Genomic DNA, 18,110 nt, shown 5'->3' on the forward strand with positions numbered 1-18,110 from the left:
CGAACACGCAACTGCTTCCCCCGGTATGTCGCCGGGCGCCGCCATGGACCGCCGCGTCGATCGACCCGCACGCCCTTGGTGGCGCCGCCGCGGCGCGATTGCCGTCTGCCTCGCGCTGATCGCTGCGATCGCGCTGTGGCGGATCATGCCGGTGAGCGGATCGACCGACGTCGCCGCCACGGACATCGACACTGGCACGGTCGAGCGCGCGCCCTTCGCCGATTACCTGCCCGTCCGGGCGACCGTGGCACCGCGCGTCACCACGCTGGTCGGCGTGCTGTCGGGCGGGCAAGTCGAGAAACTGCTGGTCCAGGACGGCACGATGGTGGCGGAGGGACAGCCGCTCGCGACCCTCGCCAACCCGACGCTGAAGCTCGACGTGCTGACCCGCGAGGCGCAGATCGCCAGCCAGCTGGGCGGCCTCGCCGGCGAGAACCTCGGCATCGCTCGCAATCGCCTCGATCGTGCCGGACAGATCGCACAGGCGAACTACGACCTCATCAAGGCGCGCCGCGACCTCGGCATCCGCCAGCAGCTGCACGACAAGGGCTTCGTCTCCGATGCCGGCGTGAAGAGCTATGCCGAAGAAGCGGCCTATCAGGAAAAGCGGCTGGCGCAGCTGCAATCAGGCGGCGCCGCGGAGGCGCGGATCACCACGACGCAGGGCGCACGGCTCGACGACACGCGCACGCGGCTGGAGCGCAACCTTGCCGCGGTCCGCTCTGGGCTCGACGCGCTGACGATCCGCGCACCGGCGGGCGGGCGGCTGACCAACTTCACGCTGCAGCCCGGGCAGACGCTGAAGCCCGGCGACCCTGCGGGACAGGTCGACAGCGAAGGGTCGTGGAAGCTAGAGGCGGATGTCGACGAATATTATCTCGGCCGCGTCGCGGTCGGTCAGCGCGCCACCGCGAACGGCATGGCGCTGACCGTGTCGAAGGTGCTGCCCGCGGTGAAGGACGGGCGCTTCCGCGTCGAGCTGACGTTCGACCGCGCGCCGACGGCCAGCCTGAACCGCGGCCAGACGATCGACACGCGCATCACGCTCGGCAGCACCGCACCCGCACTGGTCGCGCCGGTCGGCGGTTGGCTGGAATCGGGTGGCGGCTCGTCCGCCTTCGTGCTCGACGCCGATGGCCGCCATGCCCGCCGTCGCACCATCAAGACCGGCCGCCGCAACCCCGAACAGGTGGAGATCCTGTCCGGCCTGCAACCCGGCGAACGCATCGTCACCAGCAACACGTCGTCCGTGAAGGGCGACATCCTCAACATCCGTTGAAAGGGCCCTTCGTGATCCGTCTCGAAAATATCCAGCGCCGCTACGTCTCCGACGAGGTGGAAACCACCGCGCTCGCCGACATCGATCTGCACGTCGCAGCGGGGGAGTTTCTCGCCATCATGGGGCCGTCGGGCTGCGGCAAGTCAACGTTGCTCAACACCTTGGGCACGGTCGATCGGCCGACGGGCGGCCGCTACCTGTTCGGCGATCGCGACCTTGCCGCGCTGGACGAGGCGGAGCTGGCGAAGTTCCGCGGCTCGACCCTCGGCTTCGTGTTCCAGAGCTTCAACCTGATCGACGAGCTGACGATCGAGGAGAATATCGCGCTCGGCCTCGCCTATCGGAAGGACGCAGGCGACCGTAAGGCGCGCGTCGCCGCGGCGATGGACAAGGTCGGCATCGCCCACCGTGCGCGCCACTTCCCGCACCAATTGTCGGGCGGCCAGCAGCAGCGCGCCGCCATTGCCCGCGCAATCGTCGGCGATCCCAAGCTGATCCTGGCGGACGAACCGACCGGCAACCTCGATACCGCCAACGGCGAACAGGTGATGGGCATCCTGTCCGCGCTGAATGCCGAGGGCGCGACGATCGTGATGGTGACGCACTCGCCGAGTCACGCCGACATGGCGAAGCGCCGCATCGACATGCTCGACGGTCGCATCGTCGCCAGCGCCATGCGCGCGATCTGAGGGGAGGGGACGCCATGAACCGCTTCGCGCTTTTGTCGCTGTACCGCTCGCTGACCCGGCACAAGCTGTATGCCGCACTCAACATTGGGGGCCTTGCCGTGGGCATCGCCGTGTTCCTGGTGCTGGGCCTCTACGTCCGGTTCGAGACGAGCTTCGAGAAGTGGCTGCCGAACCATGACAAGATCTATCTGGTCGAAACCGTCTGGAACATGAAGGGCAGCGAATATAACGGCCCGACGCCCGAGACGATGGGTGGGCTGCTCGACGAGTTGAAGGGCGATTTCCCAGAAGTCGTTGGCACCCGCTTCGACGGCGGCAAGAATGGCGGCAGCGTGCTGCGCAACGGCGTCGCGACGCCTGAGGACGTGGCGCAGGTCGATCCCTCCTTCTTCGACGTCTTCGACATTCCGATGGTCGAGGGGGACGGGCGGCAGGGTATCGCCTCGCCGACCGGCTTGCTCATCAGCGAAAGCCTGGCACGCAAATATTTCGGGACCACCGACCCCGTCGGTCAGATGATGACGATCGCCACCGGTCGCGGCACGCCAAAGCAATATCAGGTCAAGGGCATCTTCCACGACCTTCCCGCGGCGACCGAACGGCAATTCACGATGCTGGTCCAATTGCCGAAGACGGGGCGTCCCGAGCAATGGACGCACTGGGGCAGCACGTCGCTGTCGACCTACCTCCGCTTCGATACGTCGGCGGCGGCGCAGGCGTTCGAACAAAAGATGCCTGCGTTCGTCGAGCGGCATGGCGTGCGGGACATGGGGCCGAAGCCGTCGGAATCGATAGGCCTTGCGATGTATCCGCTGACCAAGGTGCATCTGACCAACGATATCGGCGACGGGCAGCGCCAGACGGTGGTGACGCTGGGCATCGTCGGCGTGCTGACGTTGCTGATCGCGCTGGTCAATTACGTCAATCTCGCCACGGCGCGCGCGGGGCTGCGCGCGCGGGAGGTCGCGATGCGTAAGGTGCTGGGCGGCAGTCGCAGCGCGCTCGTTCGCCAGTTCCTGGGCGAAGCCGTGCTGACCGTCGTGGTGGCGGCACTGGGCGGTTTGATCCTGGCCGAGCTAGGCCTGCCATTGGTCAATGCGGCGGGCGGCCTGTCGTTGACGATTCCCTATCAGATCGTGGTGCCGGCGCTGGTCGTGCTGGCGATCGTCACCGGGATCGCGGCGGGCTTCTACCCTGCGGTGATGCTGGCACGCTTTCCGGCAGCTGCGGTGCTGGCGTCGTCACGAGCGCCGGGCGGCGGCCGGGCGGGGACGCGGACGCGCGAGGCGCTGGTCGTCTTTCAGTTCGGCCTCGCCATCGCGTTCATGATCGGCACCGCGGTGCTCGTCGCGCAGACGCGCTATGTGCGGACTGCCGATATCGGGTTCCGGCGCGACGGCCTGCTGGTGATCCCGTCGCTGTCGAGTGCGCAGATCAGTCCGGGCCAGGCCAACGCCATCGTCGCCGCGATCCGCGCGCTGCCGATGGTCAAGGCGGTCGGCCTCTCCAACTTCGCCGTGGGCGGCAGCGGCAGCATGAGCAGCGACAACGTTCCGATCCCGGGGCGGCCGGGAGACGGCCCGATGCTCAACTGGGTCGATGTCGGCCCCGATTTCTTCAAGGCGCATGGCGTCGGCGCGGTGGCGGGGCGGCTGTTCGACAACGCGCATCGTATGGACGACAACAGTCAGCGACCAGCCGGAGCGGCCAAGAACATCATCATCACGATGAAGGCCGTCGGTACGCTGGGTTTCCGTTCGGCGGATGAAGCCATCGGGAAGACGGTCGGCGGCGACCGTCCGCGTACGATCATCGGGGTCGTTCCCGATATGCGCTTCCGATCGCCCCGCACGCCGACCGTGGCGACCTATTATTACTACACGACCAAGGCGCCGTCGTTCGTGACCGTCGCGAGCGTGCGGGTGAAGGGCGATCCGCGGGCGGCGCTGGCGGAGGTGAAGGCGATCTGGCAGCGGATGGCGCCGCAGGTGCCGTTCGGCGGCAAGAGCGCGGATGACCGGCTCGATGACTTCTACAAGGCCGACGAGCAGGCGACGCGGCTGTTCGCGATCGGCGCAGGGCTCGCGGTGGTAATCGGTTGCGTCGGTCTGTGGGGGCTTGCCTCGTTCAACACCGCGCGGCGGATCAAGGAGATCGGCATCCGCAAGACGCTGGGCGCGTCGTCGGGTGATATCGTGAAGCTGCTGGTCGGGCAGTTCCTGCGGCCGGTGCTGATCGCCAATCTCGTCGCCTGGCCGATCGCCTTCTTCGCGATGCGGACGTGGCTGGCAGGGTTCGTGGATCGGATCAGCCTGTCGCCGCTGTTCTTCCTTGGCGCGACCTTGCTCGCCGTCGTGATCGCCGTGCTGACCGTGCTGGGGCAAGCGTTGAAGGCGAGCCGGGCAGCGCCGGCCTGGGCGTTGCGCCATGACTAAGCGCCTCGCCGCCATCGCGCTGCTGCTGAGCGCAGCGCCGGCCTCTGCCGAGACGCTGCGCGAGGCGATCGCGGCGGCCTATGCCACCAACCCGCAGCTCGCCGCGGCGCGGGCGCGGCAGGAGGCGCTGGCGGAGACGCCTGCGCAGGCGCGGGCGCTCGGAAGGCCGACGCTGTCCGCAAGTGGTGGCGCGGGGTACGACCGGCTCGGCTATGGCAGTGCCGGCAATGCGTCGGTCGCAGCCGACCTGCCGATCTGGACCGGCGGGCGGGTGCGCGCGGCGGTCCGGGCGGCGCGCGAGGATGTCGCCGCGGGCGCGGAGGGGCTGCGCGATACCGAGGCGGCGATCCTGCAGGGCGTTGTGCTCGCCTACGCCGACCTGCTCTACAATCAGCAGGCGGTCGAGGTGGCGCGCGTCGGCATCGAACGGCTCGACCGGCAGGTGGAGGAGGCGCGCTCGCGGTTCAACCTGGGGCAGGGGACGCGCACCGACGTCGCGCAGTTGGAGGCGCAGCGCGCGACCGTCGTCGCCAATCTCGCCGATGCGGAAGGCGCGCTCGCCACCGCCGCCGCCGCCTATCGCGCCGCGGTGGGGCAGGATGCCGGTGCTTTGGTGGCCGACGTGCCGCCGCCCGCCGCGCTACCCGTCGATCGTGGCCAGGCACGCGCGGCGGCCGAGGCGTCGAACCCTCTGCTTCTCCAGCAACGCCGCGTCGTCGCAGGGTCCGCCGCGCGGATCGATGCGGCTCGCGCCGAGGGCGCGCCATCGCTGGACCTGACGGGCGGTTACGGCCGCGGCCTGATCGTCGGCGATGGCCGGACGCGGGGGTATGACGCCGCCGCCTCCGCCGGGCTCAGCCTGCGCATACCGTTGTTGACCGGCGGCCTCGTGCCCTCGCGCATCCGCCAGGCCCAGGCGACCAACCGCGCCGAACGCTTTCAGGCCGACGCGACGCAGCGCGAAACCGTCCGCAGCGTCGATGCCGCCTGGGCGACGCTGACTGCGGCGCAGGCACGGCTGCGCGCAAACGTCGATGGTCTTGCCGCCGCCGATCTCGCGCTGAAGGGCGTGCGTGCCGAATATGCCGTCGGCCTGCGCACGACGATCGACATTCTCGTCGCCGACCAGAGTTATCGCAGCGCGCAGCTGGCGGTCGCGTCGGCGCGGGCGGATGTGCTGGTGGCACAGGCGGCGCTGCTGCGCGCGATGGGACGGCTGGATGGCAGCGCTTATGGCTGATTACAACGCATGCAATCGATTGTTGTATTGATCGGTGCAAACCGCTATCGCTGACCCGATGACGCTGCGACGATGGCGTCCGTCAGGGAGAGGCGCCATGCGTATGCCGGAGATGAAGCCGCGACTGTCGGTGCCGCGTATCCTCGAGATGAACCTGGGGTTCCTGGGGCTGCAATTCAGCTTCGGGCTGCAACAGGGCAATATGGCGCCGATCTACAGCTATCTCGGCGCGTCGGAGGCGTCGCTGCCGCTGCTGCAACTGGCGGGGCCGATGACGGGGTTGCTGGTTCAGCCGCTGATCGGCGCGCTGAGCGACCGGACGGATACGCGCTGGGGCCGGCGGACGCCCTATTTCCTGGTCGGTGCGCTGATGTGCGCGATCGGGCTGTTCTGCATGCCGCTGAGCAGTTCGATCCTGATGGCGGTGTCGCTGCTGTGGATCCTGGATGCCGGCAACAATATCACGATGGAGCCGTATCGCGCTTATGTCTCCGATCGGCTCGATCCCAGCCAGCATCAGATCGGCTTCCTGACGCAATCGGCGTTCACCGGCCTTGCGCAGATGCTCGCCTTCCTGACGCCGTCGCTGCTGGTGTGGGCGGGGATGAACCAGGATTGGGTCGACGCGCACAACATCCCCTATACCGCGCGCATCGCCTTCATGGTCGGCGCGGTGCTGTCGCTGACGACGATCGTCTATTCGGTGCGGCGCGTGCCCGAACTGCCGCTGTCGCTCGCCGAGCGCGCGCGGATCGCGGCGGCGCCCAAGGGGCTGGGGGCGGCGCTGCGCGAGATCGGCACGGCGATCGTCCAGATGCCGCTGGCGATGCGCAAGCTCGCGCTGATGAGCCTGTTCCAATGGTATGCGATGATGGCCTATTGGGCCTATGTCATCTACGCGATCGGCCGCTCGGTGTATGGCACTGCCGACGCGACCTCCAGCGGCTTCCATTCCGCGGTGCTGACCAATGGCGTGATGGCGGCCTGGTATAACGGCATCGCCTGTCTCGCGGCTTTTGCGATGGTGCCGCTCGCCCGCCAGATCGGTGCGGCACGGCTGCATGGCGTCTGCCTGGTGCTGGCGGGCGCGGGGATGATCGCGCTGCCGCATGTCACCACCGCAGCGATGCTGTTCGTGCCGGCGATCGGCATCGGCATCGGCTGGGCGAGCATGATGGGCAATCCCTACGTGATCCTCGCCGGCGCGATCCCGCCCGAACGGACGGGCGTGTACATGGGCATTTTCAACATGATGATCGTCATTCCGATGCTGATCTTCTCGGCGACGATGCCGCTGATCTACGGCCCGTGGCTGGGCGGCGATCCGCGCAACGTGCTGACCTTGTGCGGCGTGCTGATGGTCTGCGCGGCGGCGGCGGTCGTCTGGGTCCGCGAGCGCCCCGCGGCGGAGGCGCGGGCATGAGCGTGTGGCGGCGCGAGGATGCCGTATTGGCGGTGGCGGACGCGGCAGCGCGGCTGCCGGCGATCCTGGCGAAAGACGTGGTGGCGATCGATCCCACCCGCGACCTGTGGGACATGTGGCCGATCGCGCGTCGCGACGGCACGACCGCGACGATCGACGGACGGCACTATTGGTTCTTCCTCGCCGTGCCGCAGGCGCCCGATCCCGAGGCGCGGCACGATGTCGCGCGTATCCGCCTGTACAGCGTCGGCGCGGACGGCTGGCGCGATCACGGCGATGCCTTTCCCGATGGCTTCACGCCGGGCACGCGCGAATGGTCGGGCAGCGCCTGGCTCGCCGATGACGACGTGACGCTGACGATGCACTTCACTGCGGCGGGCGTGCGCGGCGGCGGCCCGCGCTTCACGCAGCGTTTGTTCGAAACCACCGGCCGGCTGGTCGACGGCCGCGTCACCGACTGGAGCGCGCCGGTCGAGACGGTGCGTGCCGACGGCCATTGGTATGCGCCGGCCGAACAGGACGCCGCGATCGACGACCGGATCAAGGGATTCCGCGACCCGGGCTATTTCGTCGACCCCGCGACGGGGCGCGAACACCTGCTGTTCACGGGCTCTGCGGCGGGCGCAACCGACGTCCATGACGGCGTCGTCGGCCTCGCCACCCGCGACGGCCTCCGCTGGGCGATCGAGGCGCCGCTCGTGGACGCGACCGGCGTCAACAACGAGCTGGAACGCCCGCATATCGTCGTGCGCGACGGCCTGTATTATCTGTTCTGGTCGACGCAGGCGAAGCGCTTCGCCCCCGGCATCGGCGCGCCGACCGGCCTGTACGGCATGGTGGCCGATCGCCTGTCCGGCCCATGGCGCCCGCTCAACGGCAGCGGCCTCGTCGCCGCCAATCCGGTCGAGGAACCGACACAGGCCTATTGCTGGTGGGTGACGGGCGAGGGGGATGTCATCAGCTTCGTCGATTATTGGGGTCTCGACGGTGTGCCGCGCGGCAGCGACGCCGCCTTCCGCCGGGCGCATTTCGGCGGGACCGCTGCGCCGTTCTTTCGATTGGAACTGAAGGGCGATAGCGCGCGGATCGCCTGATCCGCGCTTCAGGCGCTGTCGCGCGCGACCAGTACCGGCTCCATCACCAGCGACGGGCGATCCTCGCCCGCGATCCGCGCGAACAGCGCATCGACCATCGCCTCGGCCCCGCGCGTCAGATCCTGCCGCACCGTCGTCAGCCCGATGCGCGCCTGCGCGGCGAAGGGCAGATCGTCGAAGCCGGTGACGGCGATCCGCTGCGGCACGGCGGTCCCGCGCCGATCGAGCACCGCGATCGTCTGCATCGCGATCACGTCGGAGGCGGCGGCGATGCCGTCGATCGCATCGCCCGCGCGGTCGAGATTCGCGGCGATTTCCGCGGCCATGATGTCGGAGGCGAGGTGCGTGTCGAGCTGCAACGGCGGCGGCAGGCCGGCGGCCTCCGCGGCGATGCACAGGCCGCGGTGGCGGTCGATCAGCTCCAGCGTCCGCACCTCGCCCATGAAGGCGAGCCGGCGACAGCCGCGCGCGATCAACCGTTCGCCGACCAGTCGGCCGCCCGCGACATTGTCGACGCCGATCGCGCAATGCGCCTGACCCGGCACGGTGCTGCCCCAGACGACGAGCGGGCGATAGCGGCGCGCGACCTCTTCGATCACCGCGAACTGGTCCGACTGGCCGATCAGCAGCACGCCGTCGAGCGTCCCCGACCGGACGATATCGTCCAGCCAGTCGTCGCTGTCGGGCACGACGCGCGACAGCAGCACGTCATAGCCGCGGGCGGTGATGCCGTCGGCGAGATGGCCGAGCAGCGTCATGAAGAACGGGTCGGACAGATGCTGTCGCCGCTCATGGCCCAGCGGCACCGCGATGCCGATCACGCCGGTGCGCTGCGTGCGCAGCCGGCGCGCCATCAGATTGGGGCGAAAGCCATGTTCGGCGGCGATCGCGGCGATGCGCTGGCGCGTCTGTTCGTTGACGAGTGGGCTGTTGGCGAGCGCGCGGGATACCGTGCCGGGATTGACGCCGGCCAGCCGGGCGATGTCCTTCAGGGTGCGGATCGGGCGCTCAGCCGTGGTCATGGTGACGGCATAGGTCGCGCCGCGGCGGAAATGAAGATGCCACCGCATCGTGCGCCAGAGCGCCCGGCCGGAAATGGCTTTGACCGCAGCCGTCAAATAGTATCATATGATGAAAAGCTGTCCTATATTTGAGAGGGTGCCGGACATGGCCGACTGGAGCCGCAGGACGTTCCTGCTTTCGACGACGGCCGCGACCGCGGCAAGCGTGATGGGGACGGAGGCGGTCGCCGCCGCCGATACCGTCGTGAAGGCGACAGGCGCGACCGGGGGCAATGCCGGCTGGCTCGACGGCGCCCCACCCGCAGCTCATGAGGGCATGACCTGGGGGCAGCCCTGGCCGCGCGGCACGCGGAGGGCCGATGCATATCGCGTCCGCGCAGGCGGCGGGACGCAGTCCGTACAGAGCTGGCCGCTGGCATGGTGGCCCGATGGCTCGATCAAATGGACCGGCCATGCGGTGCCCGCCGACGCCGCGCTGGCAGCCGACCTGCGGGTCGAGGCGGGGAAGGCCGGCGGCGTTGGCGCGACAGTGCGCGTCACCGAACGCGGCGACGCGATCGAGGTCGTCGTCGGCGACACGGTGTGGACGATCGGCCGCAGCGGCGCGGCGATCATCCGCAGCGCGACCAGCGGCGGTCGCGAGGTGCTGCGCAACGTCGCGCTGACCGCATCGGCACAGGACGGGTCCGATGACGATGCCGAGGTCGCCCCGCGGCGGTTGCGCTACGCCAGCCGCATCGAGCATGCCGTGGTCGAACAGACCGGGCCGATCCGGGCGGTGGTGCGCGTCGAAGGCCAGCATGAGGGCGAGGGCGAGCGGTGGCTGCCCTTCTCACTGCGGCTCTACTTCCATGCGGGCTCGGCGTCGGTGCGGGTGGTGCATAGCCTGATCTTCGACGGCGATCCCGCCAGGCGCTTCGTCCGGGGACTGGGTGTCACCGGTGAGGCGCCGCTGCGTGATGCGCTCTACGATCGTCACATCCGCTTCGCCGGACAGGATGGCGGCCTGTGGGCGGAAGCGGTGCGGCCGCTCACCGGCTTGCGTCGCGATCCCGGCAAGGCGTTCCGCACCGCCCAGACCGAGGGCCGCGCCGTACCGCCGATCGGCCAGATGGCGGCGGCGGTGCGCGACAAGCTCGACTATATCCCGGCCTGGGGCGAATTCCGCCTGCGCCAGCCGAATGCGGATGGCTTCGCGATCACCAAACGGACCGGACCGGGCCATGGCTGGGTTGACGTGGATGGCGGCCAGCGCGCGGCGGGCCTCGGCTATATCGGCGGGGCAAGCGGCGGCGTTGCCTTTGCCATGCACGATTTCTGGCAGCGCTGCCCGGTGGGCCTCGACGTTGCCGGCGCGGACGGTGACGCGGCGCGCTTCACGCTTTGGTATCACGCCCCCGACGCGCCAGCGATGGACCTGCGTTTCTATCACGGCACGATGGGCATGGCGGATTACGCGCACCAGAATCTGGGGCTCGACGTCACCTACGAGGATTACGAGCCGGGCTGGGGCGATGCGTCGGGCATCGCGCGGACCAGCGAGTTCCGACTGTGGGCGCTGCCAGCCACGCCGAGCCGCACGCGCCTTGCGCAGATGGCGGCGCAGGTCGCCCTCCCGCCGCGCATCGTTGCTGCCAATGCCGCGGTGCATGACGCCCATGTCTTCGGCATCTGGGGGCCTGCCACGCCGCCCGGGCCGGGCGTGCGCGGCGGCATCGAAACCCGCGCAGCGCGCGAACTGGACTTCTACATCGGCCAGATCGAGCAGCGTCGCTGGTACGGCTTCTGGAATTATGGCGACGTCATGCACAGCTATGACGACGACCGGCACGTCTGGCGCTACGACATCGGCGGTTTCGCCTGGGATAACAGCGAGCTGTCGAGCGACCTGTGGCTCTGGTACGCCTATCTGCGCACCGGCCGCGCCGACGTGTTCCGCATGGCAGAGGCGATGACGCGCCATACCGGCGAGGTCGACGTCTATCACACCGGCCGCTTCAAGGGCTTCGGCACGCGTCACGGCGTGCAGCATTGGGGCGACAGCTCGAAACAGCCGCGCATTTCCAACGCCGCCTATCGCCGCATCTTCTATTATCTCGCCGCCGACGAACGCTGCGGCGACCTGATGCACGCGCTGATCGACAGCGACCGGATGCTCGCCACCGTCGACATCATGCGCAAGGTCGGCGCGCATCTGCCCAACGATGGCGCCACGGTGGGGACGGGGGCGGTCGTCTCCGAAAAACCATTGCCGGCGGGGCAGGTGTTCATGTCGTTCGGCACGATCTGGGGGCCGCTGGTCGCCGCCTGGATGACCGAATGGGAACGGACGCGCGACACGCGCTGGCGCGACCGGATCGTCGCCGGCATGCGCACCATCCCGACTTTGCCCAAGCAGTGGTTCGCAGGCGGCGCGGCGTTCGACCTTGCCACCGGCCGCTTCGTGGGCGGCGGCGATACCGTTAGCATGAGCCACCTCAACGGCGTGTTCGGCGTGTTCGAAACGATGGCCGAGCTGCTCGAACTGGTCGACGTGCCCGCCTATCGCGCGGCGTGGATCGACCTTTGCGCGTATTATAACGCGCCCGAAGCCGCGTTCCGCGCGAAGACCGGCGATCCAGGCAAGGGGCGCGCGCTGACGCAGGCGCATTCGCGCTTCACCGCATATGCCGCTGTGGCGACGAAGGACACGGCGCTTGCCCGGCGCGCATGGGCGGAATTCACCGGTGCGGGCGATCGCGCGGGGCGCGACCAGAGCAAGGGGACGCGACGTATCCTGCCGCCTGCCGTGCTGAAGCCGGTCGACGAACTTGCCGACGTGTCGACCAACGATGCCGCGCAATGGGGGCTGGCGGCGACCGCTAATCTGGTGCTGCTCGCCCCGCTGATGGACGGCGGCAGCCTGTGACGGTGCGCGCGCTGCTGCTCGCCGCGGTGGTGGTCGCGGCGCCGGCGGCGAGCGCGCGCGAAACCCTGTCGCGCTGGCGGATCGAGGCGGAGCCGGGGGCCACGGTCACGCTGCGGCGCGGCGGGGTGATCGATATCGATGCGGCGGACGGCGTGACGCTCTGGTATGCTCGCCCGCTGACCGGGCCCGTCGCGATCGATTATGACGTGATGGCGGTGCAGGCAGGCGGGCCGCACGATGCGGTCAGCGACGTCAATGCGTTCTGGATGGCGCAGGACCCGGCGGTGCCCGGCGGATCGGTGCTCGCGCGGCCGCGCAACGGCGCCTTCGCACAATATGATACGCTGAAGACCTATTATGTCGGCATCGGCGGCAACCGTAACACGACGACCCGCATGCGGCGCTATGTCGGCCGAACGGGGGATCGGCCGCTGCTGCCCGAACACGACCGCAGCGACGCCGCCGCGATGCTGGTGCCCAACCGCAGGACGCATATCCGCCTGATCGCGAACGGGCAGGAGATCGCGGTAGAGCGTGATGGCGTGCGACTGTTCACGATGCAGGACGCCGCGCCCTACACGCGCGGCTGGTTCGGCTTGCGCACCACCCGCAGCCATTTGCGGGTGCGGAACGTGCGGTTCTCGCCGCTACAGGAAAAGGGCCGGATCGTCTGGCGGTCCGGCCCGTGCCTTGTCAGAACTTGAGCTGGAACCCCGCAAAGAAGCGCTGGCCCGGATAATAGACTTCTACAGTGCCGATGTTCTTGATGTAGCTCTGCGAATATTCCTTGTTGATATTCTGCATTTCCATAAACAGGCTGTAGTGCCACTGCGGGAAGCGGAAGGTGATTTTACCGTCCAGATAGCCTTCGCCCTTACGATAGATCGGGTTGTTGCTGTTCGCACTATTGACCGCCTCGACCAGCCAGTCGGAGCGATAGTTATAGCTGAGACGCGCGTTGAGCCACCCCTTGTCGTAGAAGACGCTGGCATTGTACGTCCACTTCGACAGACCGGGATATTCGTCGAGCGGTTGACCGGTCGCGCTATTGGTCAGGTTGGTCCGGATCGCGCGGGCGAAGGTGACATTCCCGGAGGCACCCAGACCGTCGAACGGCGCCGGCAGAAACGTGAACGCGGTCTGTGCGCTCGCTTCGATACCGTCGAGCAAGGCGCCGAAGCCATTGATCGGCTGGCGCACGGTGTAGGTGATGCCGTCACCGAACAGGTCGACACCGCTGCGCGTGACGTTCGGTACGACGAAGCTCTTTTCGTATTTCTTGTAATAGCCGATGCTCACCAGCGTGTCACGGTTCGGATACCAAGCGAGGTTCGCTTCCCAGGCATCGGCGCGATAGGGCTTGAGCGCGGGATTGCCGGCAGTGCAGATGTCGTCGGCCGCAGCGACGGTCGCGTCATCGAGACAGTTGATGTTTGGCACGAGGTCGAGCGGCTTCGGCCGCGCTAGATTCTTTGCCCAGTTTGCCCGCAACACGAGCGTAGGCGTGATCTCGAGCGCTGCGTTGAACGCCGGGAGGACATCGAAATAACTGTTCGTGAGCGATAATTGCTGGGCGCGGAGGAAGACGGTCTCGGTTCCGCCCGTCGCCGTAAAGCGGGTGACGCGGGCGATATTGGTGCCCGTGCCCTGATCGCGTGTGTAGGTGTAGCGTGCGCCGGCGTTGCCAGTCAGGCGCATGCCTAAAACCCGGGTGTCGAAGTTCGCCTGCACGTAACCGGAGGCGATCTTCTCGTTGATCTTCGCCTGTGGGATCTGGGGCAGCCCGTCCGACTGGAACAGCAGATCCTGATCGAACCCGGACAGATCGTACAACTGACCGATCAGTTGCGGGGTGAAGTTTGCGAACGCGATCCGATCAGGAATGCCGCTTGGTGCCCCCTTCAATCCGCTGAACAGCGGCGCGCCGCCGCTGGTCGCACCGAGCGACGTCAACAGCGCGGCATATTCCGCCTGCGTCAGCTGAACGTTGTAGCCGCCGCCACCGATCGTGCCGGTCGGCGTTATGCGATTGGTGACCGTCGGTACGATGCTGGTCGTGTACGACACGTTGGCGCTGGTCTGGTACACCGGCGCGCTGGTCCCGCCCCCCGACAAAATCCGCGACCCGCCACCGTTGTAAAGCAGATAGTCCTGATTGCGGAACTGGCCGCCATACTGAATATTCTTCAGTGGACCGGCTTCGACCAGCCAATCGACGTCGAGCTTCAGCTGGTCTTCGCTGTTGCCGGAGAATGTCGGACGATATTGGACGGTCGGTCCGAGCACCGTCGACGTCGTGCCGATCCCGTTACCGGGACGCGTGAAATTGGTGTAGATGCTGGGATCGGCCGGATTGATCGAGCTCGGATACGTGAAGACCGGAATGCCGAGGCTGTTGCGCGTATCGACCTGGACACTCGAAATGCCGGTCGACAGCGAAATCAGGTTTGTCTGGCCGTTGGTGTCCGCCGTCGAGTGCGACACGAGACCCTTCACCTTGATACGGTCGAAGTCCCAATCGAATCCGCCGAGATAGTAGCGTGACTGCTGATTGTACTGGAAGTCGCGGCGCTGGACGCCAAGGATGTTGCTGGAGCCGCTGTAATTCGGGGCGGTTGCGCTGCCGATATTCACGGGGTTCGCCGCCGTGGTGTAGCTCGTCACGATGTGATTGGCGTTGACCGTAGCGCTGCTCTGCTGAACCTGCGGGCGCGACGTGCCACCGTTGAGGCCCGCTGGTAGCTGGGCATCGAGGGGGAAGCGCTGAAAGCGTCCAAGGTCGAGCGCGTAGTTGGTGTCGAACAACCGCTGGTCGCGATTGTTGATCACCGCCTCGCCGAACACGCGGAAGTTGGGTGCCACTTCATATTGGATCGTCAGGTCGGCGGAGAGGCGCTTGTCGCGGCGGACGAGGTTACGGTAGCGCGGACCATTGGGCGCCCAATCGAAGAACTGCGTTTCGCATGCCAGCCGCCGCGCTGTCGCATTCGACGCGTTTTGGCCGCCGACGCCTGCGCAGCTCGCATAGGTGTTGAAGTTGGAATAGAGCGGATCGGCGACGGTCTTCTGATCGGAGTGATCGAAGTCGGCGAGCCGGGTCCAGCCAGTGTTGCTGGCATAATCCTGGCGGGTCGACTTGTCGTCGTAGGTTGCGTTGAACAGGACGCCGAGGCCATCGATCAGGAACTTCGGGGTGCCCAAGATCACCGTGGCGCGCGGACGCCAGTCCTGCGTCAGGTCAAGGTGCTGTTCGGAGAAGACGACGGTTCCCAGCGGCTTCCTCAATTCGAGCGGCTTGCGCGTCTCGATCGACACGGTGCCGCCCAAGCCACCTTCCGTCAGGCTTGCCTGATAGCCCTTGTAGACGTCGATCGACTTGACCAGTTCGGTGGCGAGTTCGCGGAAGTCGCCGGCGCGCGAGCCCAGAGCCGATGCTTGGCTGACGCCATTGACTTCGACGCGGTTGAGGTCGGGTTCGACGCCGCGGATCGACACCTGCGTGCCTTCGCCGAAGTCGCGGCTCAGCTGCACACCAGTGACACGCGCCAGGCTGTCGCCGACGTTCTTGTCGGGGAAGCTGGCGATGTCGTCGGCGACGATCGAGTCGACGACGGTGCCGGCGTTGCGCTTGCGCTGGATCGCCGATTGCAGCGAGGCGCGGGTGCCGACGACGACGATGTCGCCCGGTGCCTTTTCATCGAGGTCCTGCTTGGGGGCTTCGGGTTGGGCCTGCGCAGTCGGGGTTGCGGTCTGTGCCAGCGCGGGCGTGCCTGCGATCAGGCCGAACGCCAGGGCGCTCCATGCCGAGGTGCGCAGCATGGCGCGGGCACCGGACCGCGAAACCGTGAATGCAGTGGAACCCGTCATGTCATCCTCCCTCATGCGTCCATGCCTGCCCCCGATCTGCGCGGGTTGGCGGCGGTGGAGCCCCATTCTCGATTGCCTGTGTAACTAACCACAATGTGGAATGCAATCGTATAGATTGGAATTTTGAAAAAGGGTGCTATCACTGTCGCAGGCCGCACCCACGAGGCGGCGCAGGGGTAAGCGGCGCTATGCGTCTGGAGAGGAATGCGATGGGACGGCAGGCATTACGGAGCGGAATCGCGGGCTGGGTCTTGCTGGCAACGGGCGTGGCGGCGTCCGTGCAGGCGGGGGCGGAAGGGCCGTCGCGGCAGGCGGAACGGCTCGATCGCGGTGTCGTCGCGGTGCCGGCGGAGGGCGGCGGCGTGCTGATCGATTGGCGGTCGCTGTCGTCCGATTCCAAGGGCGTCGGGTTCGACGTCTATCGCGACGGACGCAAGGTGACCTCTGCACCCGTCACGCAATCGACCAACTTCCGCGATCCCGACGGCACGCCCGCCAGCCGCTATGCGGTGCGGATGATCGCGCCGGGCACGGCAGGCGCGATGACGCCGGCGGTGCCGGTCTGGGCCAAGGGCTATTGGTCGATCCCGCTCGATCCCCCTGCGGGCGGCACGACGCCGGACGGCGAGGCGTATAGCTATACGGCGAACGACGTCGGCATGGGCGACCTGGACGGGGACGGCCAGCCCGATCTGGTGCTGAAATGGGACCCGACCAACAGCCATGACAACAGCCAGGGTGGCTATACCGGGCCGGTCTACCTCGACGGCTATACGCTGAGCGGCAAACGGCTGTGGCGGATCGACCTGGGTCGCAACATCCGCGCTGGCGCGCATTATACGCAGTTCCTGGTGCAGGATTTCGACGGCGATGGCCGCGCCGAGGTGGCGATGAAGACCGCCGACGGCACGGTCGATGGCCTGGGCACCGTCATCGGCGACGCGAAGGCCGACTGGCGCCAGCATGACGGAGAGGTGCCGCAGGCGGACAAGACCGGCGCGCATGTCACTGCCGACGGGCGGATGGTGGCGAAGCTCGCCGGGCGTATCCTGACTGGCCCGGAATATCTGACCGTGTTCGACGGGCGCACGGGCAAGGCGCTGGCCACCGCGCCCTATGATCCGCCGCGCGGCCCCCGCAACGATCCGGGCTTTGCCGAGATGGCGAAGCTGTGGGGCGATGCGTACGGCAACCGCGTCGATCGCTTTCTGGCGGGCGTCGCCTATCTCGACGGGCGGCACCCGAGCATGATCTTCGGCCGCGGCTATTATGCGCGCACCGCGATCGCCGCATGGGACTATCGCAACGGCAAGCTGACCGAACGCTGGCTGTTCGACACGAACCAGCCGGGCCACGCGGATTACGCCGATCGCGGCAATCACCAGTTGAGCATCGCCGACGTCAACGGCGACGGGCGTGACGAGGTGATCTACGGATCGATGGCGGTCAGCGCCGATGGCAAGGGGCTGTGGACGCAGCCGCTCTACCATGGCGATACGATGCACGTCGGCAACCTCGATCCATCACGACCGGGGCTGGAGAAATTCGGGGTGCATGAACAGATTTCGCACAACGGCGGGATCGGATCGGCGCTGCTCGATGCGCGAACCGGCGAGATCCTGTGGACCAAGCCCGCCAAGACCGACACCGGCCGCGGACTCAGCGCCGATATCGACCCGCGGTATGTCGGCGAGGAGATGTGGGGGGCGAACCAGCCCGATCTCTACGACGTACATGGCAAGGCGATCGGGCCGCACCCCAGGCAGACCAACTTCGCGATCTGGTGGGACGGCGATCTGCTGCGCGAACTGCTCGACGGCACGACCATCTCCAAATGGAACTGGAAAACGGGCAAGGCCGAGCCGCTGCTCGTGGCGCAAGGCGCCGCGTCGAACAACGGCACCAAAGCGACGCCTGCCCTCCAGGCCGATCTGATTGGCGACTGGCGCGAAGAGGTGGTGTGGCGGAGCGCCGACAATCGCGAGTTGCGCATCTATACGACGCCGTGGCCGACGACGCACCGGATCACCACGCTGTTGCAGGACCCGGTCTATCGCGCCGGGATCGCGTGGCAGAACACGGCGTATAACCAGCCGCCGCACACAGGCTTCTACCTGGGCATGACCAAGGCGTCCGACACGCCCGAGTGAGGG

At 67.5% G+C, this 18,110-nt stretch carries 11 protein-coding genes; 9 read left to right on the forward strand and 2 right to left on the reverse strand.

Features of this window, described 5'->3' with window-relative positions:
- The first annotated feature begins 43 nt into the window (after nt 1–43).
- The 6 genes from ACP690_RS10295 to ACP690_RS10320 all read left to right on the forward strand — a co-directional run bounded on the left by ACP690_RS10295 (nt 44) and on the right by ACP690_RS10320 (nt 8,160).
- A complete protein-coding gene (locus tag ACP690_RS10295; RefSeq protein WP_426260980.1) occupies nt 44–1,279 on the forward strand; it encodes an efflux RND transporter periplasmic adaptor subunit in 1,236 nt (411 codons plus the stop codon).
- An 11-nt stretch (nt 1,280–1,290) separates the two neighbouring features.
- Nucleotides 1,291–1,968, forward strand: a complete 678-nt coding sequence (locus tag ACP690_RS10300) for an ABC transporter ATP-binding protein (protein WP_024310477.1) — start codon at nt 1,291–1,293, stop codon at nt 1,966–1,968.
- A 14-nt stretch (nt 1,969–1,982) separates the two neighbouring features.
- Nucleotides 1,983–4,403, forward strand: a complete 2,421-nt coding sequence (locus ACP690_RS10305; protein WP_426260979.1) for an FtsX-like permease family protein — start codon at nt 1,983–1,985, stop codon at nt 4,401–4,403.
- Entirely contained in the window at nt 4,396–5,643 is a 1,248-nt protein-coding gene (locus tag ACP690_RS10310; protein WP_426260978.1) for a TolC family outer membrane protein, read from the forward strand. Before ACP690_RS10305 ends, ACP690_RS10310 begins: the two co-directional genes overlap by 8 nt.
- A 97-nt stretch (nt 5,644–5,740) precedes the next feature.
- Entirely contained in the window at nt 5,741–7,066 is a 1,326-nt protein-coding gene (locus ACP690_RS10315; RefSeq protein WP_426260977.1) for an MFS transporter, read from the forward strand.
- On the forward strand, nt 7,063–8,160 hold the full coding sequence (locus tag ACP690_RS10320; RefSeq protein WP_426260976.1) for a glycoside hydrolase family 68 protein: 1,098 nt from the start codon (nt 7,063–7,065) through the stop codon (nt 8,158–8,160). The genes ACP690_RS10315 and ACP690_RS10320 overlap by 4 nt, the downstream gene beginning before the upstream one ends.
- Before the next feature lie 8 nt (nt 8,161–8,168).
- Here ACP690_RS10320 and ACP690_RS10325 read toward each other — a convergent pair whose 3' ends face one another.
- Nucleotides 8,169–9,230, reverse strand: coding sequence for a LacI family DNA-binding transcriptional regulator (locus tag ACP690_RS10325; protein WP_426261073.1), 1,062 nt, complete (start codon nt 9,228–9,230; stop codon nt 8,169–8,171).
- Nucleotides 9,231–9,327: 97 nt separating this feature from the next.
- Between ACP690_RS10325 and ACP690_RS10330 the strand changes: the two genes are divergently transcribed.
- Nucleotides 9,328–12,090, forward strand: a complete 2,763-nt coding sequence (locus tag ACP690_RS10330) for a Tat pathway signal sequence domain protein (RefSeq protein ID WP_426260975.1) — start codon at nt 9,328–9,330, stop codon at nt 12,088–12,090.
- Nucleotides 12,087–12,794, forward strand: coding sequence for a DUF6250 domain-containing protein (locus tag ACP690_RS10335; RefSeq protein WP_426260974.1), 708 nt, complete (start codon nt 12,087–12,089; stop codon nt 12,792–12,794). The genes ACP690_RS10330 and ACP690_RS10335 overlap by 4 nt, the downstream gene beginning before the upstream one ends.
- Here ACP690_RS10335 and ACP690_RS10340 read toward each other — a convergent pair.
- Nucleotides 12,784–15,957, reverse strand: coding sequence for a TonB-dependent receptor (locus tag ACP690_RS10340; RefSeq protein WP_426260973.1), 3,174 nt, complete (start codon nt 15,955–15,957; stop codon nt 12,784–12,786). The genes ACP690_RS10335 and ACP690_RS10340 overlap by 11 nt on opposite strands.
- A gap of 209 nt (nt 15,958–16,166) precedes the next feature.
- On the opposite strand from ACP690_RS10340, the gene ACP690_RS10345 reads away from it, so the two are divergent.
- Complete coding sequence (locus ACP690_RS10345; RefSeq protein ID WP_426260972.1) at nt 16,167–18,107, forward strand: rhamnogalacturonan lyase; 1,941 nt, start codon at nt 16,167–16,169, stop codon at nt 18,105–18,107.
- Nucleotides 18,108–18,110: the final 3 nt, after the last annotated feature.

Origin of the sequence: Sphingomonas sp. DC4900 (assembly GCF_049896485.1) — a bacterium.
Taxonomy (GTDB): Bacteria; Pseudomonadota; Alphaproteobacteria; order Sphingomonadales; family Sphingomonadaceae; genus Sphingomonas; species Sphingomonas aquatilis.

Excerpts from the sequence above, each read along its gene's own strand:
- ACP690_RS10295 (WP_426260980.1), top strand. The coding sequence starts at position 44 with ATGGACCGCCGCGTCGATCGACCCGCACGCCCTTGGTGGCGCCGCCGC.
- ACP690_RS10305 (WP_426260979.1), top strand. The coding sequence starts at position 1,983 with ATGAACCGCTTCGCGCTTTTGTCGCTGTACCGCTCGCTGACCCGGCAC.
- ACP690_RS10310 (WP_426260978.1), top strand. The coding sequence starts at position 4,396 with ATGACTAAGCGCCTCGCCGCCATCGCGCTGCTGCTGAGCGCAGCGCCG.
- ACP690_RS10315 (WP_426260977.1), top strand. The coding sequence starts at position 5,741 with ATGCGTATGCCGGAGATGAAGCCGCGACTGTCGGTGCCGCGTATCCTC.
- ACP690_RS10320 (WP_426260976.1), top strand. The coding sequence starts at position 7,063 with ATGAGCGTGTGGCGGCGCGAGGATGCCGTATTGGCGGTGGCGGACGCG.
- ACP690_RS10325 (WP_426261073.1), bottom strand. The coding sequence starts at position 9,230 with ATGCGGTGGCATCTTCATTTCCGCCGCGGCGCGACCTATGCCGTCACC.
- ACP690_RS10330 (WP_426260975.1), top strand. The coding sequence starts at position 9,328 with ATGGCCGACTGGAGCCGCAGGACGTTCCTGCTTTCGACGACGGCCGCG.
- ACP690_RS10340 (WP_426260973.1), bottom strand. The coding sequence starts at position 15,957 with ATGACGGGTTCCACTGCATTCACGGTTTCGCGGTCCGGTGCCCGCGCC.
- ACP690_RS10345 (WP_426260972.1), top strand. The coding sequence starts at position 16,167 with ATGGGACGGCAGGCATTACGGAGCGGAATCGCGGGCTGGGTCTTGCTG.